The sequence below is a fragment of the Eubacterium sp. 14-2 genome (assembly GCF_000403845.2).
In the GTDB taxonomy this organism is placed as follows: domain Bacteria; phylum Bacillota; class Clostridia; order Lachnospirales; family Lachnospiraceae; genus Petralouisia.
In genome coordinates, this window is record NZ_KE159568.1 from 774389 (window position 1) to 801281 (window position 26893).

A 26893-nucleotide genomic window follows, 5' to 3' on the forward strand; every position below is an offset into this window, starting at 1 on the left:
GCTGTATCATCATTTCAGGATATACAGTTCATTCATCACTTCTTCCAGTTCTTTGTAAGGCACCTGGATCTCTATGGTGCCTCCGGCATGGGTGGTGACCAGATAAGGATTGCAGATTACCACCAGACCTTTTTCATTCAGATAGAACACATCTTCTGTGAGAATATCAGAAATATAACTCTCATAGTCCTCCATCAGATAATCTTTATACGGTTCTTCGGTAATGGTTTCCAGAATATGTTTTTCCACAATTTCTCCGGCTTTTGCCTTATCAGTGAAAATATCTGACAGGGACAGGAGTTTTCCTGTGGTGGCATCAAAGCAGTAGGAGGACGTCCAGGTATTGGGATGAGGCGTTCCCTGCCACTGATAGCTTTCGGCCTCTATGCTCAGAATTCTGGTGGAAGCATATATCATTTTGTAAACAGAGCCATAGCCATACCCCGTCCAGTTTTCTTTCTCCTCATCGGAAAGCCCCTGATAAGCGCTGCGGGCCAGTTCCGTATCTTCCTCGATATAGGTCTGCGTCTCCGTATGTTTCTGCTCAAAAGCCATATTTATTTTCTCAGCAGCCGCCTCATTTTCCGGAATGGAAACCACCGGGCTGTTCTCCGCCACAGACAGCAGAAGGGCGCCGCTTTCCTCATCTGTAATGTCCTGAGAATAATCGGTAAACGTCACCTCCGGCGGCTGACTCAGCTCTTTTCCTGGTTCCTCTGTGCTGGCGGAACTGTCTTTCTGTGTGTCGGAATCATTGCTCTTCGTTTTTCCTGTAACATCTTCTTTCTTCTCTTCCTGCTTTGTATCGGGCTGATTCCCTTTCTCTGCCCCTTTCTTTCCTGAGCAGGCAGCAAACAACAGACATATCCCTAATCCAAGCAAAAGTATTTTTTTCTTCATCTGCAGAATCCCCTTTACGTTATTTTCTGTACATATGGTTCAGCGGTCCGTTTCCGTTTCCCAGATTCATTCCGTCCAGAATTGCCCCGGTCAGATAATCCTTGGCGTTCCTCACGCTCTCTTCCGGAGTCAGTTCTGCTGCCAGCCCGCAGGCTATGGCCGAAGACAGGGTGCAGCCGGTTCCATGGGTATTTCCGCTGTCAATATGTTTTCCGGAAATCCATATGGGGCGTCCCTGGCAGCACAGCAAATCATCTGCAGAATTCTCATCGTGTCCGCCTTTCAAATAAACAATACCCTTGTATTGTAACGCAAACTCCCTTACTGCCGCAACCCTTTCTTCTCTGGTTTTTATGGTTCTTTTTAACAAAACCTCTGCTTCCGGAAGATTTGGGGTGTAAAGTTCCGCCAGCGGAAGCAGTTTTTCTCTGTAATAAGACAGAGCTTCCGGCTCCATCAGGTGCTTTCCGCTGGTGGATACCATTACCGTATCCATCACCACATGTCTGGCCCCGTATCGAAGCAGGCAGTTTCGAATTACCTCCATCTGGGGAATTCCGGTTACCATGCCGATTTTTACCGCATCCGGTACGATATCCGTAAAAACACATTCCAGCTGTTTTTCCAAAAATGCAGGGGATACCGGCACAATCTCCGCTACCCCCATGGTATTCTGCGCTGTCAGCGCAGTGATGACACTTTCTCCATACAGCCCATGGGCCGCTATGGTTTTCAGATCCGCCTGAATGCCGGCGCCGCCGCTGCAGTCGCTTCCCGCTATGGTAAGCACAACCTTCATATCATTCCTCCCCCTCCAGCAGTTTCCGTATCTTTCTGACTTCCGCCGCAGGATCATCGGCTTTCAGAATCCCTGCGGAAATTGCCAGTCCCTGGGCTCCGCACTCCAGAGGCTTTCTTAAATTTTCTGCAGTAATCCCGCCTACAGCCACATTCGGAATGGGGGCTGTATTTAATATTTCCCGGTAAATTTCTTCTGAAATGGAGACTGCGTCTTTTTTGGTATCCGTAGGAAACCAGGCGCCGCTGCCCAGGTAATCTGCCCCTTCCTTCAGGGCCCTTTTTGCCTGCTCTGCCGTTTTGGCAGTGGCTCCGATGATTTTATCCGCTCCCAGAAAACTTCTTGCATCCCTGACCGGAATATCCTCCTGTCCCAGGTGTACCCCCTGAGCGCCGCTTAAAACCGCAATGTCCATTCTGTCGTTAATAATCAGCCGGGTATGGTAATATTCCGTCAGTTTTGCCAGTTTTTTTGCACGCAGAAGATATTCCGCTGAAGAGATGTTTTTTTCCCTGAGCTGGATGTAATCCACGCCCGCTTCCAGCGCCGCTTTTATTTTATCTTCTCCATAAGAAAAATCTGCAATCAGATACAGCCATTTTTTCATAGTCCTCTCCTTTTCAACCAGTCTGAAAAACAGGAATCCGACAACATGCCAAGCCCGTCCAGCAGAGCTGACTTTGCCGCTCCGTATCCCTTTTCTGCTCCTGCATGTTCCAGTGCAAATGCCATGCCGGCAGATGTGGCTGCCGCCGCCAGTATCTGCTCCTGCAAAATACTTTCATCCTGGGCCAGATCCAGATTTCTTTCTTTCTTCATCCTTCGAACAGCGCTGCTGCACGCCCCGGCCACTGCTCCCGCCAGGCAGCCGCTTCCCACCACATTCTGATTCGGCCTGCCTTTATGGGGAATTTCCAGCCTGCCCTTTTCCCAGAGAATACAGTCCGGCTCTCCGGTAGCCAGGTAAATGATGCCCGGCCGAATCTCTCCGGTGAGGCGCCAATCCCGCAGAGAGTCAATGCCTTCTCTGGTCAGCTTTCCCTGCTGAATGCTGTAAAGCTCCGCACGGTTGCCCTTTACAATTCCTTTCCACGGAATCTGCAGCAGGCTCCGTACTGCCTGCAGCCGAAAGGCAGAGGCTCCGCAGCCAACCGGATCCACTACTATGGGTTTTCCCTCTTTGGCGGCAAAGCTCAGGACAGTCTCTGCCGCCGCTGTTTTTTCCTGGTTCAGCTGGCCCAGATTCACCACGCAGCTATCTGCCTGCGCCGCAATTTCTTCCATCTCTTCCGGCGCCACTGCCATCAGGGGCCTGGCTCCCAAAGCGGCAAGACCATCGGCACACAGGGAAGCGGACACCGTGTTTGGTATCATATGTATCAGATATTTTTCCTGCCTGATATTTTGAAATACCGCTGCTATCTGCTCCGGGAAAACAGTAAATTCCCCCAGGTTTTGAAGCAGTCTTTTTTCTCCGGATTCACAGATGCCTCCGGCCTGATTTTTATCATTCATTTTCCGGCTGTCTCCCTGTCTGTTTTTATGGACTACACTTCTTTCAGCATACCCTGCAGATACCGTACCATTCCGGATTTATACAGAGCCCCCAGAAGGATCGCTGCCAGAATACAGCCTCCCGCTGTGCTGATCAGAAACGGAAGCACATAAGTAAAAATTGCGGCTTCTTTATTCCCCAGAAACAACACAGCCAGAGGGTAGCAGAGCATTCCTCCCAGAATCCCGGTACCCAGAATTTCTCCGGCAAAAGCAGTCCACATTTTTCCGGTCTGACGATACAGCAATGCTCCCAGAAAGGCTCCCACCATACTGCCCGGAAAGGCCAGCAGGCTTCCGGTGCCCATAAGATTCCGTATCAGAGCTGTGGAAAATGCAAAACCCACTCCATAGCCTGGGCCCAGAAAAATCCCTGCCAGCACATTCAAAAGGTGCTGAATGGGAAAACATCTGGAAGCCCCCACGGGAATGGAGAACGCAGACAGGCAGACACCCAGGGCTGTCATCATTCCTGCCGCCGCCAGTTTTTTCACATTTACTTTCATTTGCTTCTCCCTGTAACTTTACAAAATATCAATGTATTCTCCGGACAACGCTTTGTTCATACTCCGCACAGCACAGAATTTTCCGCACATGGAACAGGTGTCGTCATGCTCCGGCTTCCGGTCATCCCGGATTTTCCGGGCTGTTTCCGGGTCCATAGCACATTCCCACTGTGCCTCCCAGTCCAGATTTCTGCGGGCGTCTGCCATCCGGTCGTCCAGTTCTCTGGCACCCCGAACGCCTTTTGCAATATCTGCCGCATGGGCCGCAATTTTAGAGGCCATAATCCCCTGTTTTACATCCTCCACATTGGGCAGGGCCAGATGTTCCGCAGGCGTTACATAACACAGAAAAGCCGCGCCGTTCTGTGCCGCAATGGCTCCGCCGATGGCAGAGGTAATATGGTCATAACCAGGCGCAATATCTGTTACAATGGGCCCCAGCACATAGAAAGGCGCGCCCATACAGATGGTCTGCTGCATTTTCATGTTGGCTGCAATCTGGTCCATGGGCATGTGCCCCGGTCCTTCCACCATTACCTGTACATCTTTTTCCCAGGCCCGCTTCGTCAGTTCTCCCAGGCGCACCAGTTCTTCAATCTGACACACATCAGAACCGTCCGCAAGACAGCCTGGGCGGCAGGCATCTCCCAGAGAGATGGTCACGTCATATTCCCGGCAGATATCCAGAATTTCATCGTAATATTCATAGAAGGGGTTTTCCTCACCTGTCATGCACATCCACGCAAATACCAGGGAACCGCCGCGGGATACAATATTCATTTTCCGTTTGTGCTTCTTAATCTGTTCAATGGTCTTTCTGGTAATTCCACAGTGCAGGGTTACAAAATCCACCCCGTCTTCGGCATGAAGTCTTACCACATCCACAAAATCTTTCGCGGTAAGAGTTGCCAGATCCCTCTGATAGTGAATCACAGAATCATATACCGGCACGGTACCAATCATGGCCGGGCATTCAGAAGTGAGCTTTCTGCGGAAAGGAATGGTATCTCCGTGAGAGGACAGGTCCATAATGGCATGGGCCCCCATATGCACCGCCTCCATGACTTTTTCCATTTCCACGTTGTAGTCTTTGCAGTCCCGCGACACCCCAAGGTTCACATTTATCTTGGTGCGCAGCATGGAGCCCACACCTTCCGGATCAATACAGGTATGGTTCTTATTGGCACAGATTGCCACTTTTCCCTCAGCCACCAGCGGCATCAGTTCTTCTACGGTCATCCGCTCTTTTTCAGCCACCTTTTTCAGTTCTTCTGTTACAATTCCCCTGCGGGCTGCTTCCATCTGTGTTGCAAATTCTCTCATATTTTTCCTCCTTAATTCCAAACACCTGTCTTTCCTGTAAGACAAAAAGAGACGCCCGGCGAGCGTCTCAGAAATTACACATATCTTCCGCTCCCTACGACAGTATTAACTGACAGGTTCAAAGAGTCAGGTTTTAACCTTCTCAACCGTGGGAATCCTTCAGAAACACTGAAAATACTTTTCTGAACAGCTTCCCGCAGTCCCTCTGCGTTCTCTTATTCGTGTTCATCATATATGATCCGGCCGCATTTGTCAACCGGCCCTTCCATTAAATATCATATTCACACCAAATGGCTGAAAATTACTCATATTCTTCAATAATAGGCGGAATCTGGGACAGCATATTGTCCACATCCTCGAACATGGAACTTTTTGTGGTGCCCAGACTGCTGGCATAGTCAATATGGCCCATAACTTCCTGATACTGTTCCTTTGTCTGGTCAAAAAAGCCGCACAGCGTCTGCAGCGCCATATCAGATTCATCAATTACTCTGGCAATTTCTTCCTGTACATTGGTTGCACCTTCTGCCGCTTCTGTAATCTTATCAAACAGCTGATATGTCTCATCCACTTTCTGAATACTCTCACCCAATGCCTGCTGGGATGTGTTGATACTGGAACTCAGGCTGTCCGTACCTTCTTCCACGTCCACAATGCTGGAATCCACCTCAGCCACCAGCTTCTTAATCTGATCTGCCAGCTCTTTCACCTCCACAGCCACCACTGCAAAGCCCTTCCCCTGCTCTCCTGCTCTGGCCGCTTCTATGGAAGCATTCAGAGCCAGGATATTGGTCTGGTCTGCAATGGTTACAATATTGCCGGTACATTTTTTAATTTTCTTCACCGCCTCCAGAAAATCTTCAAAGGTTTTTTCCATTTCCTTAAAATAATTCTCCACCTGGCGGGAACTGTTCTTCAGTTCCTCCACTTCGTCCTGGGCCTGCGTTACCGACTGGGCAATTTCACCTTTCACAGTCTCAAACTGGCTGGATACCTGGCTGATACTTGAGAAATTCTGCCCGAAATCCTGAAGCTGTTCCTGGAAATTTTCCGACTCACTGAGCACTTTTTTGAAAGAATAGGTGATTTTATTCAGCTCTCTCAGAGAATCCACTTCTTTTTCCACCAGATCTCTCTGGTAATCTTTCAGATTCTCGATTACATATCCCACCGGATAAAGGCCTTTCTCCTGTTCCTGTTCTCTTTCCATCTCTATTCGGGCGTTTTTCCAATATCCCATGCTTATCCCCCTTTACTCAAATACCACACATGTCATGGACTGGTTGACAAAACGGTTGTTGTAGTGCTCTCCATATCCCACAAGGCCTGCATGGCTGCCTAACGTTTTCATCTCCTGTAAATATTCCTGCATATAATGGTTGTCGCTGAACAGCAGATACCGGAACAGACAGTTAATGGAAAATACCGCCGACACTCTGGAAAATTCTTTCTGTATCGTCTGTATGGTCTCTTTCACAATGCGCCTGTAATCGCCCAGTTCCAGTAAAATCAGCACATCAGAATCATTTACCTGTCGGAAACATGCCAGGGCATCTCCGTCTACTTCTTTGATGGAAATAATACAGATCTCATCTCCGCTGATTCTTCCAAAAGGATTTTTAAAGGTCTGCGTTGTAATCTGCTGTTCTGATACCTTCAAAATACTCTGATATACCTGACGGGCAGATTTTCCGTTCAGTTCCCCGATCATATATTTTGCCTTGTCTGTTTTGGAAGCAATAAAACGATATTTCCACACGGGATGATAGATATTCTCTTTATAAGCCTTTACTTTTCCATACTGATTCTTCACGATGGCATATGCCACTGCCTCTTTATAAACCCTGCCGTTTGCAGAAACTCTTCCGCCATCGCCGGTTCCGCCCACCAGAGAAATATCTTTTTTCTTCAGAACGCTGTATATGGTGGTCAGCACACAGGCGTCATTGCCGGAACAGAAATCAATGCATATGGTGTCATTGCCGGCGGCTTTTACTTTCTCCACATCACGTTCCAGACGCCGGATATATTTCACAGGCATGGTATTCACTTCTTCCAGAACATTGGCAGCAGCCGTAATTCCATCCTGGAACGCCACAACTCCCACACCGTTTTCCACTACTCTGGTATCATAACTCATTCCAATACAGCCAATACTTGGCACTCCGGGATAAAGCTCCTCCAGTTCACGCACATGGGCTTCAAACTGTTTATCATTGGACATCAGCATTATCAGCTGGGGATCCTTCAGGCCCCGAACCGCTTCCTTCAAATCGCCTTTCTGGCTCATACCAAAAAACTGTTTCAATATTTTATCCCTCTCTTCCGTAATATACCATTATCTTATCCTATCCAGGATAGAAGGTCAATCATTATTCTGTAAAGTTTCCAGTGCTTTCAGCACCTGATTATCATGCATGGGATTGTAGGTTTCGTCATCCTGGGACTGATATTCATATTCCAGCTCAATATCCGGCTGAATTCCCACGTCATGAATATAATTTCCTTTGGGAGTAAAATATTTTGCCATGGTAACTTTCACTGCACTTCCATCTTCCAGAGGAACAATAGTCTGTACAATTCCCTTTCCAAAGGTAGTGGTTCCTATCAGTGTCCCATACTCATAATCCTTGATGGCCCCCGCAAAAATTTCCGAGGCGCTGGCGCTGTTTTCATTAATCAGAACCGCCAGAGGCAGTTCCAGACAGGATGCATCTGATTTGTAATCAGAACGGTGCCCGTATTTATCCTCCGTGTACACTACCAGGCCCTCCGGCAGAATTTCATCCAGCATGGCGCACACGGTCTGAAGGATACCGCCCGGATTGTTCCGCAGATCCACAATCATGGACTTCATACCCTGTCCCTGGAGCTCTTTTATGGCAGCCAAAAACTGTTCATGGGTGGATTCCGTAAATTCTGAAACCTGTATAAATCCAACCTGGCCCTCCAGCATCTGATACTCCACGGTAGGCACTTCAATCTGACGTCTTACCACGTCCACCTGAATATGTTCACTCTCTCCTGCCCGCATCAGCTCCAGATGAACCGTACTTCCTTCCTCGCCTTTGATATGAGTCACCAGCTCTGAAAGTTCCATGCTGTCTCCCTCAATGTCTCCTACTTTCACAATGATATCTCCGTCCCTCACCCCTGCTTCCTCAGCAGGCGTTCCCGGATATACATGGAGAATCGTAACAATCCCTGTTTTGAGATTCTGGTTCAGTACAGCGCCGATCCCATAATAGACTCCTGTGGTGGAATCGTTATAGGAAGCATATGTCTCCGCAGAAAAATAAGAAGAATAACGGTCTCCCAGGCCATCCACCATTCCGGTATACATACCTTCCACCATGGCGTTTCGGTCAATCTCATCATAATAATATTTATCAATAATGTCCGCTATCTGTCCTGCCTTTTCCTCCACTTCTTCTCCGAAAATAACATCCCTGCTGCTTCCGTCCGCCTGATTGTTTTCCTGGTTCTTCCTGTTGATTCCAGGGAGAACAAAGAGCCAGATATTTCCTGCAATAAGGGTCACCACCAGCAGCGTACCGATGACGCCTGCTGCCAGCCCTTTGCCGAACCCTGAATTCTTCTTTTTCTCCGGTGACTCAAAATATTCCTGATTGTCCATACGATTCATCTCCTGCCATTTCTTTCTTAGTAACAGTCTCTCAAGTCAGTCCTATACCTTCAAATGTTTCCGGATGGTGAGGCGGCTTCCCAGAAATCCAATGCCCACCCCCAGAATCAGGCCCACCGGAACCAGTGTGGAAAACACCCTGTCCACCGGCAGAAACTCCATCATTCCGCTCAGCCAGAGGAATTTCTCTCCCACATAGGAAATGATACTCCGGTACATCCGGTAAAGTATCAGTAACGGCAGCAGAGAGCCGATTATCCCAATCAGAATCCCTTCCACAATAAAGGGAGCCCGCACAAAATAATCGGTGGCGCCGATTAATTTCATAATTGCAATCTCCTCCCGGCGCACTGCAATTCCGATGGTAACAGTATTGCTGATCAGAAACACTGCCACACACAGAAGAATCAGAATGACTCCCGCCGATACATATCCGATTAACCGGTTGAAATCCGTCAGGGTATTTGCCGCCATATCGGAGCTTTTTACCTCTTTTACTCCTTCCAGAGACTGGATATAGGTCACCAGAGACTGCTGCATGGAAATATCATTCATGTAAACCACATAATGGGCTGAATTGGCCAGAGGATTGTCTTCGGCAAATCCCGCCGCCATGTCTTCGGCGCCTTTGAAATATACTTTCTGAAATTCATCCCAGGCCTGCTCCGCAGACACAAATATCTTTTCCGATACCTCCACGCGCTTTCCAATCTGCACGCCGATTTCATCAATCTGTTCCTGGGTGGCGTCATCATTGAAAAACACCGTCACTGCAACTCCTGACTCCACCTCCTGTACCACGCTCTGAAAATTTACCACCACAGAATAGAATATGCCAAACAGAAAAATACAGGCAGACATGGTGGCAATGGAAGCCAGGGAGAACATTTTATTCTTCCAGATATTTCTGGCTCCCTGTCGTAATGTATACCAAAATGTACTAATCCTCATATGGGTCACCCATCCGTTCGTCTTCTACGACAACGCCTTTCCGCATGGTGATGACACGCTTTTTCATGGCCCTGACAATATCCAGATTGTGTGTTACCACCAGAACAGTGGTTCCTCTCTGGTTGATTTCCTCCAGCAGCTTCATAATTTCCCAGGCATTGTGCGCGTCCAGATTTCCCGTGGGCTCGTCTGCCAGAAGGATTTTCGGCTCATTTACCAGTGCTCTGGCAATAGCCACCCTCTGCTGCTCTCCACCTGAAATTTCTCTGGGATATGACTTGTATTTTGCGGCAAGGCCCACCATGGACAATACCGCCGGTACTTTCCGGCGCATGGTCTTTACGGGCATTCCGATTGCCCGCTGGGCAAAGGCCACATTTTCATAGACATTTCTGTCTTTCAACAGCCGGAAATCCTGAAACACCACGCCAATATTCCGGCGGAATCTGGGAATGTCCCTGTGGCGGATATTTCCAAGTTTCTGGTTATTGATGGTAATGCTGCCTTTGGTGGGCTCCAGTTCTTTCAGCAGCAGCTTGATTAACGTGGATTTCCCGGAACCGCTGTCTCCCACCACAAACACAAACTCACCCGGTTCGATATACAGACTCACTTCATTCAGTGCGGGAATTCCTGCAGAATATGCTTTGCTGACATTTTCAAGTTTTATCATGTAAGCCTCCTGGTCCTGTAATTAAAACTTCATTTTCCTGTGAATATTCATTAATAATCCAAAGTTTCCATATATTTCATATATTTTACTACCATCAATGCAATTTTAAAAGTGATGGCGTCCTCAAACACCCGCAAATCCAGCCCGGTACTCTTCTGCAGCTTATCTAACCGGTACACCAGCGTATTCCGGTGAATGTAAAGCTGCCTGGAAGTTTCTGAAACATTCAGGCTGTTTTCAAAAAATTTATTAATGGTAGTCAGAGTTTCCTCGTCAAACTCGTCGGGAGATTTCCCGTCAAAAATCTCTTTGATAAACATTTTGCACAGAGGAATGGGAAGCTGATAAATCAGCCGGCCGATTCCCAGTGTGGAATAGGCAATCACATGGCGTTCTTCAAAGAAAATCTTCCCCACGTCCAGCGCCATCCTGGCTTCCTTATAGGAGCGGGAAACTTCTTTGATTTCATTGACAATAGTACCGTAGGCAATATGGATATCCGTTTCATCCCCGGCATGGAACAGACTTAAAATTACTTCGGCTGTTTTGTTCATCTCCTCGTATCCTTCGTTTTCCATAACCTCTTTTACCACGATAATATTTTTTTCATCCACCGCTGTGATAAAATCCCTGGATTTGCTTCCCAGAAGCCCCCGGACCTTTTCCAGCTCATTGCCGTCCTTCTCCCGGTTCGTCTCCACAATAAAGACCACCCGCCTGGCTTCCGTATCAATATGCAGCTTTTTGGCACGATTGTAAATATCCACCAGCAACAGATTGTCCAGCAGCAGATTTTTCACAAAATTATCCTTGTCAAACCGTTCTTTATAGGCTACCAGCAGATTCTGAATCTGGAAACTGGCAATTTTTCCTACCATATATACATCTTCACTGTCCCCGTTGGCAAGGAGAATATATTCCAGCTGATGTTCGTCAAATACTTTAAAAAACTGGCATCCCAAAAACACCTGACTGTCTGCCGGAGATTCCACAAATGCCAGTGCCGCAGTCACATAGCTGTCTGTATCCTGGAATGTGGTGGCCAGTACCTTTCCTTCCGTATCAATAATACACAAATCAATTCTGGTGATTCCCTTCAATCCGTCAATGGTATTTTGAAGTATCTGATTCGAAATCATTTGTTTCACTCCTTTTCTCTGCCTCTCATCTATATACAAATTCCTGTACAACTTTCACAATTATATTAACCCCGTTTTCAAAAAATTACAGGACTCACTATGTATTTTAATGCAAAAGCACAAAAAAAGAAAGAGGAAATCCATATTTTTTTATGCATTTCCTCAACTTTTTTTCAAAATATGGATTTTTTCCCATGGGCATAGTACACAAAAATTTTCTAATGACCTCGATACTCGATGAAACCCTCTCCCAGCACCTCCCGGACGTCTCCTACAATTACAAAAGCATTTTGATCCAGCTGATGAATCATTTCCTTTAACTGTACAATTTCTTTCCGGGACACCACGCAGTAAAGCATACATTTCCGGGCTCCGGAATACATGCCCCTGGCTTCCAGTCCGGTAACGCCCCGGTCCAGGGTTTCCATAATCATCCTGGAAGCCTCTTCGTACCGGTCCGTAATAATATAGGCCGCTTTGGAAAATTTCATACCTTCCAGAATCGTATCCGTCACTCTGGAAGTAATAAAAATAGAAACAATGGCATACATGGAAGGACGCAGGCCAAACACATACAGGCCTGTCAGCACTACCATACCGTCCAGCACCTGCATAATCTGGGCCACAGAATAATGTTTCAGTTTGCACTGAATCAGAATGGCCACCATTTCCGTTCCCCCTGTGGTTGCATTTGCCCAGAGAATCGTACCCATTGCCACACCTGCCAGCACTCCGCCGAACAATGCCGCCAGAATATAATCCCCGCTTACAAAATCAAGCTCCGGTATGATATACAGCCAGGCTGAAAGCAGGGCTGTGGCAATGGCTGTTCTGCCGATAAACCGTTTCCCCTTTACTTTCAGGGCAATCAGAAATACCGGAACATTCAAAGCCAGATTGGCAAACCAGAGGGGAATTCCTCCTTCCAGAAAAATTCCCGTCATATTTTTCATCAGAATGGAAATACCGGTAAATCCTCCTGTTACCAGGCCAACAGGGTCAAAAATACATTTTATGGCAAAAGCCAGAAGCCCTGTTCCTGCCACAATCATCAGATATAAAAACACAGGCGACCGCCTGTATTCAGAAAGTCTGCTCATTTTATCACCTCATTCATCCTTCTTATTATAACGCGCCAGCATACTGTGCATTACACTTTTCTGAATCAGTTTTTTTGCAAACCCTGCCACCTCTGACACGCCTTTGCGGGAAGTATAATTCTTTCCCAGACTGTACCAGATTTTCGCATTCAGCTTTTCCCTGTTGTCCTCCAGAAAATATTCCTGTTCAGGAGCCGGCACCACAGACAGAATAATATCCGGCTCGGCAATATTAATTTCATTAACTACCGTATCGTAATCACCGGTGCAGTCAGACAGAGCATAAACTCCTGCTATATGAATTCTGTCATAATTCTCTTCCAGAAATTCCTGCAGAATTTCAAGATTTTCCGTCGTATCCCCCAGCAGGTAAACGCTCCGGCGGTTCCGGTCCGCCCGTCTCATAAATTCTTTCTGAAACTCATTGTCCACGGTCTCCTGTATGCGCTGCTCAGCTGCCACTCCTGCCGCCTTTAAAATTTCCTTATCACTGATAATTACCAGATCCAGGTTTTCTATACATTTTTTCAACCGGCTGTCTTCCTGTGCTTTTACCAGTATATCCATGGAAACAGTACCCACCGTATTCATTATGGTATTGGTCAGGAATCCTTCTATCTGCCCCATGGATTCCCGCACGGTATAATTATCCAGCTCCATTCCCAGTATCTCTATTTTTTTAATCATATGACACCTGTTTTCACTTTCCTGATCCCACAACTGTTGAAAGTACTTTAGAAGTATACCAAAAGAGGAAAATTTTTTCAACACCCCTTTTTTCTGAAATTGACTGATATTTCTGTTCCAAATCAGGTTTTTTGTGTCTTTTAAAAAGTCAATCCTTTTCTCTGTTTTTTGACGGAATCCTTAAATTTATCACAACTTCACAAAACAGATGTTTCTTTCTTTCACTATGTAAACCACTTTATTCACATGATTTTTTGTGGATAATGTGTATAACTCTGTGTATAACTCACTTTTTTGGATTTTTCAAGTAGTTTCCATGTGGATAACTTCTGGATAATTTTATCCCTGTATTTATAATTTTGTGCACTTTTTTCCATTCTGAAACAGGTAATATATTCCTTCCTTTTTCTGATAAATTTAAGTTAGAAAACAGGAATAATTGTGTAACAATTCGGAATTTTCGGTGCGGTAATATTTTTTATTCTATAAGAAGATACTTTCGCGCGTTAGCGTGACAAGATCTTTTCTATAAGAGAACAAAGCGGACAGGTCCGCTTCTACTCCCTGAATCCCTCTCTCATGAAGGACCTGGACGGTTTGCTACGCCATTTGCGGTGCGTCAGAGCATACGCAGTATGCTGAACGTATCGCATTTTAGCACAATTGCGAAGCAATATTTTACCTCTTGTGCGAGCGTGCATATTATTTTTTATTCTATAGGAAGATACTTCACGCGTTAGCGTGACGAGGTCTTTCCTATAGAATAAAAAAAGAATCCCGCAAGCGGGATTCTCTTTATTATTCTATGCTGTTCTTAGAAAATTCTTCTTACTGCAACAATCGTTCTGTAAGCAGCGGGAGAAGTATACTTGATACCGGTAGCTTCTGTGCTGGCATGCACAATGGTGTCTCCGCCGATATAAATTCCAACATGACCGCTGTAGCATACAATATCACCAGGCTGCATTGCATCTGTGCTTACGCCATATCCAACACCTGCCAGTGCACTGGAAGAATGAGGAAGGCTTACGCCAAATGCTGCGTATACACTCATTACAAATCCGGAACAGTCAGCTCCGTTTGTCAGGCTTGTCCCGCCATAGACATATGGATTGCCTACGAACTGGCATGCATAATCTGCAACTGCCTGTCCACTTCCGCCGCTTGGCGGATTGTAGCTTCTGCTCTCACCGGAAGATGAGGAGGAAGATCCTGAGGAACTGGAAGAGGAGGAAGATCTTGTTGCTCTTCTTGCTGCTTCTTCCGCAGCCTTTCTCTCTTCTTCTTCTTTCTTAAGGCGGGCTTCCTCTTCTTCTTTGGACTCAGCTACCACATAGTTGGTACTGCACTCTACGAATTCGCTGGATACCCATCCGTCTCCTTCTTCAATTGCCACTTTTACCCAACCGTCTTTTTCTTCCACAACGCTGAGTTTCTCTCCCTGAGGAACCTGTCCCAGAACATCAGATTCTGTACTGGAGTCTGCCCGTACATTCAGATTATCGGTTGTAACGTCTGCCACTCTGTATCCAACGGATTTTGCCAGCTCTGCATTGCCCAGAACCAGGAATTCTGCCTTTATGTATCCTTCCACATTACCGGAGTGGATCTTATACCAGTCACCCTCTGTTCCCAGTACGGTACATGCGGAATTGTTATATAATTTTCCAAGTACCTCTCCATCTTCTCCTGCAATGGAGCGTACATTTACATAATCATCAACCTGAGCAATGGCAATGTCGTCATATTCCGTCCTGGTCACAGGCGTCTCATTCTGAACCACATCCACATTCGTGTCGATTGCTTCCTGTCTCGGTGCAAGGGAATTTGCAAAGATCTCTGTAACACCTGCTGTTGCGGAAGTATCCTTCTTCGTATCCTGTCCGTTATCTATCTGTGTCTCCTGTGCTGCTGAAATCAAATTTCCTGCCCCCGCACTTACTGCAGCATGAGAAACAAAAGAGCTGCCTGTAAATACAACTGCGGCGGTTAAACAACAGGTCGTTGCTTTTCTGATTGAATTTCTGTTCATAATACCCTCCATTTTAAATTCTGTTTTCTATGAACATGAAGTCCTTATGGATTTCTTCATTTGTTACGAACTTATTACGAAATTTATTATAGCAAGGAGGGCTGTCCCTGTCAACTGTAAACTTTTACAAAATTATTACGATATTTTCCCGAATCCTGTCACTATTTAAAATTATCCCTCTCATCAGCGGATATACTGTTCAACAGAAGTAACTGCATTCGCTCCATCAGCTGCAGCAGTAATTACCTGCCTTAACTGCTTGGCTCTCACATCCCCTGCGGCAAATACGCCTTCCACACTGGTCCTGGTATCTTCTCCCGCCAGAATATAGCCCCGTTCATCCTGCTCCAGCAGTCCTTTTACCAGTGCAATATTGGGCTCCGTACCTGCTGCAATAAATATGCCCTGCACTTCCAGTTCCCGGTCTGACTCTGTCTTTTTATCGTGCACCAGAACAGAAGACACCTGGCCCTCTCCCCGGATTTCCGTCACATTGCAGCTCAGCACCAGTTCAATATTCGGTGTTTCCTTCACCTTTTCCTGAAGGATTCTGGCGCCCCGGAACTCATCTCTCCTGTGAATCAGATACACCTTCTCACATCCTCTGGCCAGAAACAGGGCATCTTCCAGGGCCACGTCTCCGCCGCCTGCCACTGCAACGGTTTTTCCTCTGAAAAATGCCCCGTCGCAGGTGGCGCAGTAAGATACGCCCATGCCCAGAAGTTTTTCCTCTCCCGGAATTCCCAGCTTCCGGTGTGTGGCTCCCATGGCCAGAATCAGGGTTTTTGCTTCATAAGTTCCTTTTTCTGTTACTACCGTTTTCTTATCCCCGTTTAACTCAATGCTCTTTACCTGGCTGTTGACAATTTCCGTCTTAAATTTGTCCACATGAGCGCGGAATTTCTGTCCCAGTTCAAATCCGGTAATTCCCGGAAGCCCCGGATAATTGTCCACCTCATAGGTATCCAGAATCTGGCCGCCGCTTAACGGCTTTTCTTCTATAATCAGTGTACGCAGCCTGGCTCTTTCCGCATATATGGCCGCACTTAAGCCCGCCGGCCCGCTTCCCAGAATAATCACATCATAGCACATGAAAAACCCTCCTTTATTCTATGACTTTCATATTGATTTTTCCCTCTCTCCGTGTAATAATAGGAATGTATACTTACGTTACAGGAAAGGAGGTATTGATATGGATATTGCTTCTTTATCAACTTCCCTCAGCATGGCCAACGTACAGAATGACTTTGGCGTTCTCATGCTGAGCAAACAGCTTGACACCGTAGAGGATATGGGAGACTCCATGATTAAACTCATGGAACAGTCTGTAAATCCCCATCTGGGAGGAAATATTGACATTTCCCTTTAAATCTGCCGCTGTCATATTTTTATGAGCAGATTCTTTCTTAGTTTGTGAAGAATCTGCTCATTTTATCATACCTGTCTGAAATCGCAAAACATATGCTTCCCAAATCTTCCTTACATCCGCTCCAGCCAGAGGGAAAATCCCATAAAGGCGAAAGCCAGGGCCATGCCAGACACCAGCGAAACTGTAACCATCCTCTCTTTCGTCCCCTGAGAAAACATCTGCTTCACATGATCCCATCTGTGATTGATTTTACAGATGGCAATATAAACGCCCACAGCGCCGCAGGTTGTGCCGATGGCAATAACTCCCCAGACCGCAATTCCCATCAGAAACAGAAACAGCTCCGCGCCTTCCATATTTGCGGCAAAACCGCCCTGCGGAATCTGGGTCATCTGATCCACGCCGGCGGCCTGATACAGCATGGGCAGCAGCCAGGACATCAGAACACCGGTGGCATTTAAGGTAAAATGAGCAATCATGGAACTGAAAATACTGCCGGTGGCCTCCACCAGAAAAGCCAGGTACACTCCAAGGGCAAATGCATAGACAAACTGGTTCAGATTCATATGCATACATCCGAAGAGGAAAGCACTCAGCAGAATTGCCGGCAGCATTCTGCTTTTTCTGTATGTCTGAAATATCAGGCCCCGGAACATAAATTCCTCCACACAGGCAGGCACCAGGGCCACACAGATCAGGTTCAGTGTCAGCGACTGGCCCTCCATTATCATCTCCGCCACCGACGCGCTTCCGCCTGTGGAAAACAGCATGGAAATGGCATTCAGCACCACTACCAGCGGATACATCAGATATGTGCACACCACTACCAGAACAATGGTTGCAAAATTTATTTTCCGGTATGGAACCAGCTGTCGTATCTTTATTTTCTTCAGCTTACAGTAAAGAAAACAGGGCACAAATACCAGAGACTGAGACAGCAGTATGGATACATATACCGACATCCCCCTGAGAGCCGGTACCAGAGCTGTCAGGGTGGAAAATCCCAGACTTACACTCAGATAAATTACCACCACGACCAGAAACAGCCGGTTTACGCTTTTGTTTTCAGACATATGGTATCCTCCTGTACTTTACGAATGCTCTTATCTGTGATTTCAATTTTTCTTTCTTTATACAAATGGCCTGCTGCACGTTTAAAAGCATTTTTGCTCATTTTCGTTTCCCGCATAATGATTTCCGGAGAAGCCTTGTCATTAAAAGGCAGCACACCCCCGTATTCTTCCAGAATCTCCATGATCCGCACTGCATCCTGATTCATCTGCACATACGCCTTCTCCCGCAGGGTCAGATCCAGTTTCCCATCAGGTTTCACCCCTGTAACCCTGGCTTCCACACAGTCGCCAATCCGCAGGAAGCTGTGGTCCTCATGACGGGGAATCAGCGCTGAATAACGGTCATCCACCGCGAGAAAGGCTCCGAAATTACCGCTGAATTCATACACCCGGCCCTGTACCATATCGCCGATTCGATAAGGCGAATCCGTTCTCAGCATTTCATAGAGGTCCCGCATACTTGCACAGAGGCGGCTGCTTTTATCCAGATAAAGCCTCACCAGAATTTCATCATTTTCCCGGACCTTTACCATCTGCTCCTTATAGGGAAGAAATAAATCCTTCTCCAGTCCCCAGTCCAGAAATGCGCCTATCTTCTGGACAGATACCACTTTAAGAGCCTGAACCTCTCCCATTTTCAGCCGGGGTTCCTGGGTAGTGGAAATCATCCGGTCTTTGGAATCCCGGTATACAAATACCTCCACTTTGTCTCCGGGTCCCGCATCCCTGGGCACCTGCTTTGCCGGAAGCAGGACTTTTCTCTCATCTTCCATTTTCTCTGCCAGATATACGCCGAATTCCACTGTTTTTACTATAACAAGCTCCTGTTTCTCTCCTAACCGTATCATGTACGTTCCTCCAATTCTACAACTGCATAGGGCTTTCCCTGCTCATCTGCCAGATTTACCACTGTTTTCCCCGGTTCTTCTGCAGTAAAGGGATGTATGATATCTCCATATACTGCCGCTTTCCGGTATTCTGTCCGCATTTTCCCGATTTTAAATCCCTGGGGCAGGTATTCCTGCGCCATGCTGACATACTTCCCGTTATTCACATGGCGGTTTGTATCAATATGATATTTGTGTACCGGAAATGTTTCATGCATCTCCATCTGTTCCGGCAGCTGAATTTTCCTGGAATTATATTCCATGGGGAATTTCGGTGAAAATTCATATGCTTCCAGCATTTCAGGCAGAATTTTTGCAGGCCTTCCCTTTTCCACATCCAGCAATACCCACACGGAATTGGCATAAGCCGCAATTTCTCCTTTCCTGTCTTTCATGGTAAAATTCCGATAGCCGAGAAACCCTTTAAAGTCATAGGGCCATGTACTGACCGTGATACCTTCTCCATAAACGGGATAACGACTGATTTCCACCTGCCAGCAGGATAATACCCAGGCCAGCTTCCGTTTCATCAGAAACTCCAGTCCAACGCCCAGTTCCTCTGAATGAAAAGAACTGCAGTCCTGAAAATAATCCAGTACGGCATTTAATGTAATATAACCTTCACTGTCCACTTCACTGTAGCGGACCCTGCTTTCAAAACTATACATGGTTTCCTCCTGTAACAGCAAAGAGTATGTTCTCTGATATGAGCTGTACATTTTAAGTGCGATAAGAGTTTTTTTTCTTACAGGAAAATATTTTCATACGTTAGCGTGATCAGATCCTGCCTGTAAGATAAAAAACCCATCACATCTGTGATGGGTTTCAGACTGGCCCACAAGGATTCGAACCTTGAAATGACGGAGTCAGAGTCCGTTGCCTTACCGTTTGGCGATGGGCCATTGTTTTTCAACAAGATGTATTATATACGAGTTCCGGCAGAATTGCAAGTACTTTTTTAAAAAATTTTTATTTTTCCGTCAATTAATGCAAATTCCACGGAATCTCCCACCTGAATCCCTGATTTTCCGCTGGTTCCCTCTGTGATTTCCTGCCGGAGAAATTCCAGTTTTTCCAGGGGCACCATAACTTCCGTTGTAACTTTATCTGTATAACGGGTATCCATGGAGGTAATCTCATTCTGTGCCAGAATATACTGAATCTTTCCAATATCCGTATAATCACTGTCAATGGTAAGGGGTCTTCCCTGTATTTTTTCAATCACAACACTGTTGCGCAGCCCCTCCTGTACGGCTTTCTGATAGGCCCGCACCAGTCCTCCGGTTCCCAGGAGGGTTCCGCCGAAATACCTGGTTACCACCACCACCAGATTATGAATCTCTTCTTTAAGAAGCACATCCAGCATGGGGCGTCCTGCGGTTCCGCCCGGTTCTCCGTCATCGCTGCACCGCTGAAGGTTCTGACTGCTCCCGGCCACAAAAGCATAACAGTTGTGGCGGGCGTCCCAATACTGCTTTTTCATTTTTCCGATAAACGCAAGGGCTTCTTCTTCTGTGTTAATGGGTTCCAGATTTGCAATGAAACGTGATTTTTTCTCCACAATTTCCCCGGTTCCGCCCTGATATAATATTTTTACAGACATAATCCACCTTTTTCAGGAAACCGGGAACAGCGCCCTTAAGCGGCAAATTCCCGGTTTGCTTTAAAAAATATAATGTTTAGAAATCAACTTCTGTTCCATAATATGTACAGGTAAACAGTTTTTCCATGGTAGCCGGATCTATTTCTCTTGGATTGGAGCCGGTACATGCATCGCCTACTGCCCGTTCTGCAATGCCGGAAACTTTTTCTTTAAATTCGTCTTCGTTGATTCCGAATTCTTTCAGAGTCTTCGGAATGTTGAGACATACGTTAAAGCTGTCAATTTTTGCACAGAGGCTGTTAATCAGAGCTTTCTCAGAAGTTCCTTCCAGTCCCATTCTGCGGGCGATTTCAGCGTAACGTTTTGCTGCCACAGGATCTTTTGCATTGAATTTAATTACATAAGGCAGATAAATGGCATTTGCACATCCGTGGGGAATATGTCCGGTGGAGAATGCAGCCCCTGTCTTATGAGCCATGGAATGTACGATTCCCAGAAGAGCATTGGAAAATGCCATGCCAGCCAGACACTGTGCGTAATGCATCTGCTCTCTTGCAGCCATATTGCAGTTATAGGAAGCCGGAAGATAATCCAGAACCATTTCGATTGCCTGCAGTGCAAGAGGATCTGTAAAGGAGCAGTTCATTGTGGAAACATAAGCCTCAATGGCATGGGTCAGGGCGTCCATACCGGTGTAAGCAACCTGCTTCGGCGGAAGTCCTGCCACCAGATCCGGATCCACAATTGCAACATCCGGTGTAATGTTAAAGTCAGCCAGCGGATATTTTACGCCTGTCTGATAATTGGTGATAACAGAAAAAGCTGTAACCTCCGTTGCAGTTCCTGAAGTTGTGGGAATTGCACAGAATTTTGCTTTCTGTCTCAGTTCCGGGAAGTTAAAGGGGATACACAGATCTTCAAATGTGGTATCCGGATATTCATAAAATGCCCACATTGCCTTGGCTGCATCAATGGGTGAACCCCCGCCCATGGAAACAATCCAGTCCGGCTCGAAACTGCGCATGGCCTCTGCACCCTTCATTACCGTTTCCACAGAAGGATCCGGCTCTACGCCTTCAAAAAGCTCCACTTCCATGCCTGCCTCTTTCAGATAGCCCACTGCCTTGTCCAGAAAGCCCTGACGTTTCATGGAACCTCCGCCCACTACAAGGATTGCTTTCTTTCCTTTCAGGTTCTTAAGTTCCTCCAGACATCCCGGTCCGTGATAAACATCCCTTGGTAACGTAAATCTTGCCATAGTATTCTTCTCCTTTTCTTATTTTTATGCAGCAGTCCTGTCCCATAGAGACAACCCACTGCGCCTTATTTACATTTTACGATATTTTTGCTTTATTTACCAGTCCTTTTTTGTTATAATACTGTGATAAATCAATAACTTATACTATTGACCTGATTTAAGGAGGCTTACTATATGAACTATGGAAAGAAAGGCGTATCGCGGAAGGAAAAACAGATTACTTCCACTTCAACACTGGTACGCAAAAAATTTTCAGTCATTTTCTTTAAAACACTGCTTATCTGCTTTCTGGCCGCAGTCGTAGTGGGCGGCTGCGCAGGTATCGGTATTTTCAAAGGTATTATTGATTCGGCTCCCGACATCTCCGATATTGATCCCACGCCTACCGGCTATCTGTCCGTGGTACTGGACAATCAGGGCAGGCAGACCGCCAAACTGGTGGCTTCGGGCTCTAACCGGGTCTATGTCACCCTGGATGAAATTCCCAAAGACTTGCAGCATGCCTTTGTGGCCATTGAGGACGAGCGGTTCTATGAACACAACGGCATTGACCTGAAAGGTATTATCCGTGCAGGCTTCAAGGGCATCAGTAATGGATTTCATTTCAACCAGGGGGCCAGCACCATCACCCAGCAGCTTCTGAAAAACAATGTATTCGAAGGCTGGACCAACCAGTCGGGCATTGAAAAAATTAAACGGAAAATACAGGAGCAGTACCTTGCCATAGAGCTGAGCAAAATCAAATCCAAAGACTGGGTTCTGGAAAATTATCTGAACACCATCAACCTTGGACAGAATACCCTGGGGGTCCAGTCTGCTTCCCGCCGCTATTTTGGAAAAGACGTTTCTGAACTGACCCTGTCCGAGGGAGCGGTAATTGCAGGCATCACAAAGAATCCTTCTGCCTATAATCCCGTCAGCCATCCGGAAGAAAATAAAAAGCGCCGGAAACAGGTGCTGAAAAACATGCGGGATCAGAACTACATTTCGGACGAGCAGTACGAAGAAGCTCTGAAAGATGACGTTTACTCCCGGATTCAGCAGGTAAATATCGAATATGCAGAGGAAAATCCCAATTCCTATTTTGTGGACGCGGTCATTGACCAGGTGGTACAGGACCTGGTGGAAAAGAAAGCATACACCGACACTCAGGCTTACAAAGCCATTTACAACAGCGGTCTTACCATTGAATCCACCCAGGACATGGACATTCAGCAGGTATGCGATGAGGAAGTGAATAATCCGGATAATTACTCCACCGCCGCAAAATACTCCTTTTCCTATCGGCTCACCGTGGAAAAAAGGGACGGCACCATGAAAAATTACAGCGACCAGACCATGATTTCCCACTACAACGCTTCTTCTTCGGACTATTCTCTGAATTTTTCCAGTCAGGAGGAAGCCCAGGCCGCCATTGACGCCTACAAAGCTGAAATTATGGAACCGGGAGACACCATTCCGGAGGGGGGAGAATCTGTGGTATTCACCCTGCAGCCCCAGGCCGCTGTTACCATTATAGACCAGTATACCGGAGAGGTAAAAGCCATCGTAGGCGGCCGGGGAGACAAAACCGGAAGCCGTACCCTGAACCGGGCCACCGATACCACCAGACAGCCCGGCTCCACCTTTAAAGTGCTTGCAGCTTATGCACCGGCCCTGGACACTGCCGGCATGACCCTTGCCACCGTACAGGACGACGCGCCTTTTTCCTATTCCAACGGAACTTCCCTCCGCAATTACGATGACAGCTACCGGGGATTCACCACCATCCGTTACGCCATCACCAAATCCATCAATGTGGTGACGGTGAAAACACTGGCCGAAATCTCTCCCCAGACCGGATATGACTACCTGAAAAATTTCGGTTTTACCACTCTGAAAGAGGAAGACATTGTGGAATCTCTGGCTCTGGGCGGCATTACCCAGGGTGTAACCAATCTGGAACTGGCCGGAGCCTACGCCACCATTGCCGACGGAGGAACTTATATTAAACCCAGATTTTACAACAGGATTCTGGACCACAACGGTAACGTACTGATTGACAACACCCCGGAAACCCATACGGTATTAAAAGAAAGCACAGCTTATCTGCTGACTTCTGCCATGGAAGACGTGGTCAATGTGGGAACGGGAGGCGCCGTCAACTTCGGCAATATGCCCATCGCCGGAAAAACAGGAACCACCACCAAAAACCGGGACGCACTCTTTGCAGGTTTTACTCCCTATTATACCTGTACCGTGTGGTGCGGCTATGACGACAACAGCCCTCAGGAAGGGGCCCTTACCGCCAATCCCAAAGCGCTCTGGAAAAATATCATGGGACGCATCCACGAAAATCTGGAATACCGGGAATTTGCCCGGCCGGAAGGCATTGTAACCGCCGATGTGTGCAAAAAATCCGGAAAACTGGCTGTAGAAGGCCTGTGTGACGCAGATCCCAGGGGCAGTATGGTGGAGACAGAGCTTTTTGCCGCCGGAACCGTCCCCAACGAATACTGCGACCATCATGTAAGCGCCACGGTCTGTTCAGCCTCCGGAATGCTTGCAAACGAATTCTGTCCGGAAGAAAACCGACAGAGCGGTATCTATATCGTAGACGGTTCCCCGGATACGGACGACGGGCCTTACCTGCTGTCTGATTCTCTCAGCCAGGAAAATTACTGCACGGTCCACACCGCCATCTCTGTCATACCGGAAATACCGGAAGTCAGCCTTCCCACTGACAATAATAAAAAGCCTGATAAAAATGACAAAAACAAGAACGACAAAGACATGAACGAGACCGATAAGAATGACAAAGAACCGGAGAAACCGAAAGAACCGGAGGAGCCGGAAGAACCGGAAAATGACACCGGAGAGCCGGAAGAACCGGAAAACGGCACCGGGGAAAACGCACCCTGACCCTGACAGATCAGGCAAACACGTACAGTCTGAAAATTCTGTACTGTTTCAGAAAGAACAGATTGCGTATTACAGAACAGTTATGATATGATAAGAACAAAGAATCCTGCTTTGCAGGATTCTCCGCCTGCGGCGGGTCGCTTTAGCGACATATTTCTTTTCCGCCGCAGTGTGATAATTGTCTTTTATTCTATAGGAAATCCAGAGGAATTTCCTATAGAATAAAAAAGAATGCGCCCGGCGCATTCTCTGCACGCACGCGAATTGCGAAGCAATTATTTATCAAATCACAGCGAGGAGGATATTACAGTGAGATTAGTTACCCGTTCCGATTTTGACGGCCTGGTTTGCGGTGCACTGCTTTTAGAGGCAGGTATTATTGATACATGGAAATTTGCACATCCGAAAGATCTGCAGGATGGTCTGGTGGAAATCAATGAAAATGACTGTCTGGCAAACGTACCTTTTGTGGAAGGATGCGGACTGTGGTTCGACCATCATTCCAGTGAACATGAAAGGCTGGAACTGGAAGGAAAGTATAAGGGCGAGAGCCGGATCACCCCTTCCTGTGCCCGGATTATTTATGAATACTATGGAGGCAGTGAACGTTTTCCGCAGTTCGGCGAAATGATGGAAGCCGTAGACAAGGTAGATTCCGGTAATCTGACCATAGATGAGGTGATGAATCCTTCCGGATGGATTCTCATTGGTTTTCTGATGGATCCAAGAACCGGACTGGGCAGATGGCGTCAGTTTTCCATTTCCAATTATCAGCTGATGGAAAAACTGATGGAAGCGTGCCGTACCATGTCCACAACGGAAATTCTGGAACTTCCTGACGTGAAGGAACGAATTGAAGTATACCAGGAACAGACGGAGAAATTTAAAGAGATGGTGAAAAAATACACACGGACAGAAGGAAATGTGATTATTTCTGATCTGAGAGGTGTAGATCCCATCTATACAGGAAACCGTTTTATGATTTACAGCATGTACCCGGAACAGAATATTTCTGCATGGATTGTCAGCGGCCGGGGCGGACAGGGCTGTTCTGCCGCTGTAGGTTACAGCATTCTGAACAGAACCTGTGAAGTCAATGTGGGCAGTCTCATGCTGAAATATCACGGCGGCGGGCACCGGAAAGTCGGCACATGCCAGTTTCCGGAAGAAACCATGAACACGGAACTGCCGAACATGCTGGAAGAACTCTGCAGGATGGCAAATAAAACAGAACCGTCCGTTTCCTGAGTATGCTGTCTGAATCTGTTTCAAAAATTAACAGGAAAGCCTTTCGCGTGACAGGGTCTTTCCTGTAAGATAAAAAAGAATCCTGCCTGGCAGGATTCTTTTTTTATACGGCAGAACCCAGAAGGGCGGCATCTTCCTGCGCCATCTGTCTGCCGGCTACTTCCATATAATAAACCACTTTTTCATCACTGATACTCTGATTAAACCGGTCTGCAAAACACTCCAGTATGTTCTGGGTCACACCTGTCATCACCCGTGCCACCCGGTCTTCATGGGCTTCGCCCCAGACCTTTTCCGGAAATACGGCTTCCACCCTTACACGGAACCGTTCCTGATTCACCGGCATAACAGCCATTTTTACATGGAATACCCAGGAAACCATCTCAAATCTGGTAAGAAGCAGCCAGATAATAAAATGGAGATTTATACAGAAATACGGGTCCATCTCCTGGGGGCAGCTGTCAATATCCAGCACGACCTGCTGATCCCGTTCCGGATGCAGGAAATGTTTATAAATATCCCTTCTGACCTCTTCCATTTTCCCGGGGAAGCCTCCCTCCTTTTCCAGAAGCCGGAATAATACTTTCCTCTCATATTCAATCAGCTTCCATTTTTCCTGTCCGGACAGTTCCGACTCAACATCCCGGACAAATACGTTCAGCAGTGCATGAAGGAATTTCACCAGTTCTTTCTTTTCCCATGACCGTTCCACAGCCACCCGTTTCAGCATGGCCGCCTTTACCGATGCTTTTTTCAGATTCTGTTCCAGTTCCCGGCGTTCCAGGGCATCCGCTTCTTTCCGGTCATATTTGATAAAACCATCCATTATGGCCCCGTACATCTGAAAATAACTCATGGGCCGCTGGAAAATCCGGAATACCTTCCGCTCATTTACCAGCAGCTTTACATGGGCCAGTTCCAGCCGCCAGGTATATACAATACAGACAGTCCGGGGATAATTGATGTTCAGATATTCAATAATTTTAGTTCCGTCATAGGTGGGCAGATCCAGCCCTGTGATCACCACCTTATATTTCTTTTTTTTCAGAAGAAATGCCGCCTCCAGGCCGCTGTCAGCCGTATCAATTTCCATGGGGCCTTCTCTGCCTTCCATCGCCTCCAGAAATTCCTGGATAATATCTTTATTCTGATTGATAAATAACAGATTATTTTCCATTTTTCTTCCTCCGCGCTTTATTTTACATTTCTGTCTCCATTATAATCGTTTTGAAAGAAAAAATCCA

At 46.8% G+C, this 26893-nt stretch carries 25 protein-coding genes, 1 tRNA gene and 1 riboswitch; of the genes, 3 read left to right on the top strand and 23 right to left on the bottom strand.

Annotated features, from left to right (window positions below; genetic code table 11):
* Nucleotides 1–9: 9 nt before the first annotated feature.
* The 16 genes from C805_RS20575 to trxB all read right to left on the bottom strand — a co-directional run bounded on the left by C805_RS20575 (nt 10) and on the right by trxB (nt 16402).
* Nucleotides 10–900 (bottom strand): DUF3298 and DUF4163 domain-containing protein, encoded by an 891-nt coding sequence (locus tag C805_RS20575; RefSeq protein ID WP_016215933.1) that lies wholly within the window; start codon nt 898–900, stop codon nt 10–12.
* A 19-nt stretch (nt 901–919) separates the two neighbouring features.
* Nucleotides 920–1699, bottom strand: a complete 780-nt coding sequence (gene thiD / locus C805_RS20580; RefSeq protein ID WP_016215934.1) for a bifunctional hydroxymethylpyrimidine kinase/phosphomethylpyrimidine kinase — start codon at nt 1697–1699, stop codon at nt 920–922.
* Nucleotide 1700: 1 nt separating this feature from the next.
* Nucleotides 1701–2306: a thiamine phosphate synthase gene (thiE, locus tag C805_RS20585; RefSeq protein ID WP_016215935.1), complete on the bottom strand. Its 606-nt coding sequence runs from the start codon at nt 2304–2306 to the stop codon at nt 1701–1703.
* Nucleotides 2303–3214 (bottom strand): hydroxyethylthiazole kinase, encoded by a 912-nt coding sequence (locus C805_RS20590; protein WP_016215936.1) that lies wholly within the window; start codon nt 3212–3214, stop codon nt 2303–2305. The genes thiE and C805_RS20590 overlap by 4 nt, the downstream gene beginning before the upstream one ends.
* A 32-nt stretch (nt 3215–3246) precedes the next feature.
* Nucleotides 3247–3759, bottom strand: a complete 513-nt coding sequence (gene thiW / locus C805_RS20595) for an energy coupling factor transporter S component ThiW (protein ID WP_016215937.1) — start codon at nt 3757–3759, stop codon at nt 3247–3249.
* Nucleotides 3760–3777: 18 nt separating this feature from the next.
* Complete coding sequence (thiC, locus tag C805_RS20600) at nt 3778–5082, bottom strand: phosphomethylpyrimidine synthase ThiC (protein WP_016215938.1); 1305 nt, start codon at nt 5080–5082, stop codon at nt 3778–3780.
* Between the two features lie 74 nt (nt 5083–5156).
* A riboswitch (TPP riboswitch) is annotated at nt 5157–5298 on the bottom strand.
* Between the two features lie 85 nt (nt 5299–5383).
* The gene (locus C805_RS20605) at nt 5384–6322 is read right to left on the bottom strand and encodes a methyl-accepting chemotaxis protein (RefSeq protein WP_016215939.1); all 939 of its coding nucleotides are present in this window, start codon (nt 6320–6322) and stop codon (nt 5384–5386) included.
* Between the two features lie 12 nt (nt 6323–6334).
* The gene (locus tag C805_RS20610; RefSeq protein WP_016215940.1) at nt 6335–7390 is read right to left on the bottom strand and encodes an FIST signal transduction protein; all 1056 of its coding nucleotides are present in this window, start codon (nt 7388–7390) and stop codon (nt 6335–6337) included.
* A 57-nt stretch (nt 7391–7447) separates the two neighbouring features.
* Entirely contained in the window at nt 7448–8719 is a 1272-nt protein-coding gene (locus tag C805_RS20615) for a S41 family peptidase (protein ID WP_016215941.1), read from the bottom strand.
* A 51-nt stretch (nt 8720–8770) separates the two neighbouring features.
* Nucleotides 8771–9679 carry a permease-like cell division protein FtsX gene (ftsX, locus tag C805_RS20620; RefSeq protein ID WP_022751356.1) on the bottom strand — a complete coding sequence of 303 codons (909 nt, stop codon included), beginning with the start codon at nt 9677–9679 and terminating at the stop codon, nt 8771–8773.
* On the bottom strand, nt 9669–10352 hold the full coding sequence (gene ftsE, locus C805_RS20625) for a cell division ATP-binding protein FtsE (protein WP_016215943.1): 684 nt from the start codon (nt 10350–10352) through the stop codon (nt 9669–9671). The genes ftsX and ftsE overlap by 11 nt, the downstream gene beginning before the upstream one ends.
* 50 nt (nt 10353–10402) lie before the next feature.
* Complete coding sequence (locus C805_RS20630; protein WP_016215944.1) at nt 10403–11491, bottom strand: PucR family transcriptional regulator; 1089 nt, start codon at nt 11489–11491, stop codon at nt 10403–10405.
* Between the two features lie 218 nt (nt 11492–11709).
* The gene (locus C805_RS20635; RefSeq protein WP_016215945.1) at nt 11710–12591 is read right to left on the bottom strand and encodes a YitT family protein; all 882 of its coding nucleotides are present in this window, start codon (nt 12589–12591) and stop codon (nt 11710–11712) included.
* A gap of 9 nt (nt 12592–12600) precedes the next feature.
* Nucleotides 12601–13278: a WecB/TagA/CpsF family glycosyltransferase gene (locus C805_RS20640; RefSeq protein WP_016215946.1), complete on the bottom strand. Its 678-nt coding sequence runs from the start codon at nt 13276–13278 to the stop codon at nt 12601–12603.
* A gap of 814 nt (nt 13279–14092) precedes the next feature.
* Entirely contained in the window at nt 14093–15310 is a 1218-nt protein-coding gene (locus C805_RS20645; RefSeq protein WP_016215947.1) for a C40 family peptidase, read from the bottom strand.
* A 183-nt stretch (nt 15311–15493) separates the two neighbouring features.
* A complete protein-coding gene (trxB, locus tag C805_RS20650) occupies nt 15494–16402 on the bottom strand; it encodes a thioredoxin-disulfide reductase (RefSeq protein ID WP_016215948.1) in 909 nt (302 codons plus the stop codon).
* Nucleotides 16403–16502: 100 nt separating this feature from the next.
* Here trxB and C805_RS26020 point away from each other — a divergent pair, with 100 nt between their 5' ends.
* On the top strand, nt 16503–16679 hold the full coding sequence (locus tag C805_RS26020) for a YjfB family protein (RefSeq protein WP_016215949.1): 177 nt from the start codon (nt 16503–16505) through the stop codon (nt 16677–16679).
* 110 nt (nt 16680–16789) lie between these two features.
* On the opposite strand, the gene C805_RS25465 is transcribed toward C805_RS26020, so the two are convergent.
* From C805_RS25465 to C805_RS20680, 6 genes are all read right to left on the bottom strand, one after another.
* On the bottom strand, nt 16790–17752 hold the full coding sequence (locus C805_RS25465) for a CPBP family intramembrane glutamic endopeptidase (RefSeq protein ID WP_016215950.1): 963 nt from the start codon (nt 17750–17752) through the stop codon (nt 16790–16792).
* A complete protein-coding gene (locus tag C805_RS20660) occupies nt 17731–18600 on the bottom strand; it encodes a CvfB family protein (protein ID WP_016215951.1) in 870 nt (289 codons plus the stop codon). The genes C805_RS25465 and C805_RS20660 overlap by 22 nt, the downstream gene beginning before the upstream one ends.
* Nucleotides 18597–19307: an acyl-[acyl-carrier-protein] thioesterase gene (locus C805_RS20665; protein WP_016215952.1), complete on the bottom strand. Its 711-nt coding sequence runs from the start codon at nt 19305–19307 to the stop codon at nt 18597–18599. The genes C805_RS20660 and C805_RS20665 overlap by 4 nt, the downstream gene beginning before the upstream one ends.
* A gap of 162 nt (nt 19308–19469) precedes the next feature.
* A tRNA-Gln gene (locus tag C805_RS20670) sits at nt 19470–19541 on the bottom strand.
* 56 nt (nt 19542–19597) lie between these two features.
* Nucleotides 19598–20242 (bottom strand): YigZ family protein, encoded by a 645-nt coding sequence (locus C805_RS20675; protein ID WP_016215953.1) that lies wholly within the window; start codon nt 20240–20242, stop codon nt 19598–19600.
* 76 nt (nt 20243–20318) lie between these two features.
* Nucleotides 20319–21500 carry an iron-containing alcohol dehydrogenase gene (locus C805_RS20680; RefSeq protein WP_016215954.1) on the bottom strand — a complete coding sequence of 394 codons (1182 nt, stop codon included), beginning with the start codon at nt 21498–21500 and terminating at the stop codon, nt 20319–20321.
* 174 nt (nt 21501–21674) lie between these two features.
* On the opposite strand from C805_RS20680, the gene C805_RS20685 reads away from it, so the two are divergent.
* Both C805_RS20685 and C805_RS20690 read left to right on the top strand, forming a co-directional pair.
* Nucleotides 21675–24401: a transglycosylase domain-containing protein gene (locus tag C805_RS20685; RefSeq protein WP_016215955.1), complete on the top strand. Its 2727-nt coding sequence runs from the start codon at nt 21675–21677 to the stop codon at nt 24399–24401.
* Nucleotides 24402–24710: 309 nt separating this feature from the next.
* On the top strand, nt 24711–25649 hold the full coding sequence (locus tag C805_RS20690; protein WP_016215956.1) for a hypothetical protein: 939 nt from the start codon (nt 24711–24713) through the stop codon (nt 25647–25649).
* A gap of 103 nt (nt 25650–25752) precedes the next feature.
* Here the strand turns inward: C805_RS20690 and C805_RS20695 are convergent, their stop codons facing one another.
* Complete coding sequence (locus tag C805_RS20695) at nt 25753–26826, bottom strand: response regulator (RefSeq protein ID WP_016215957.1); 1074 nt, start codon at nt 26824–26826, stop codon at nt 25753–25755.
* Between the last annotated feature and the right edge of the window lie 67 nt (nt 26827–26893).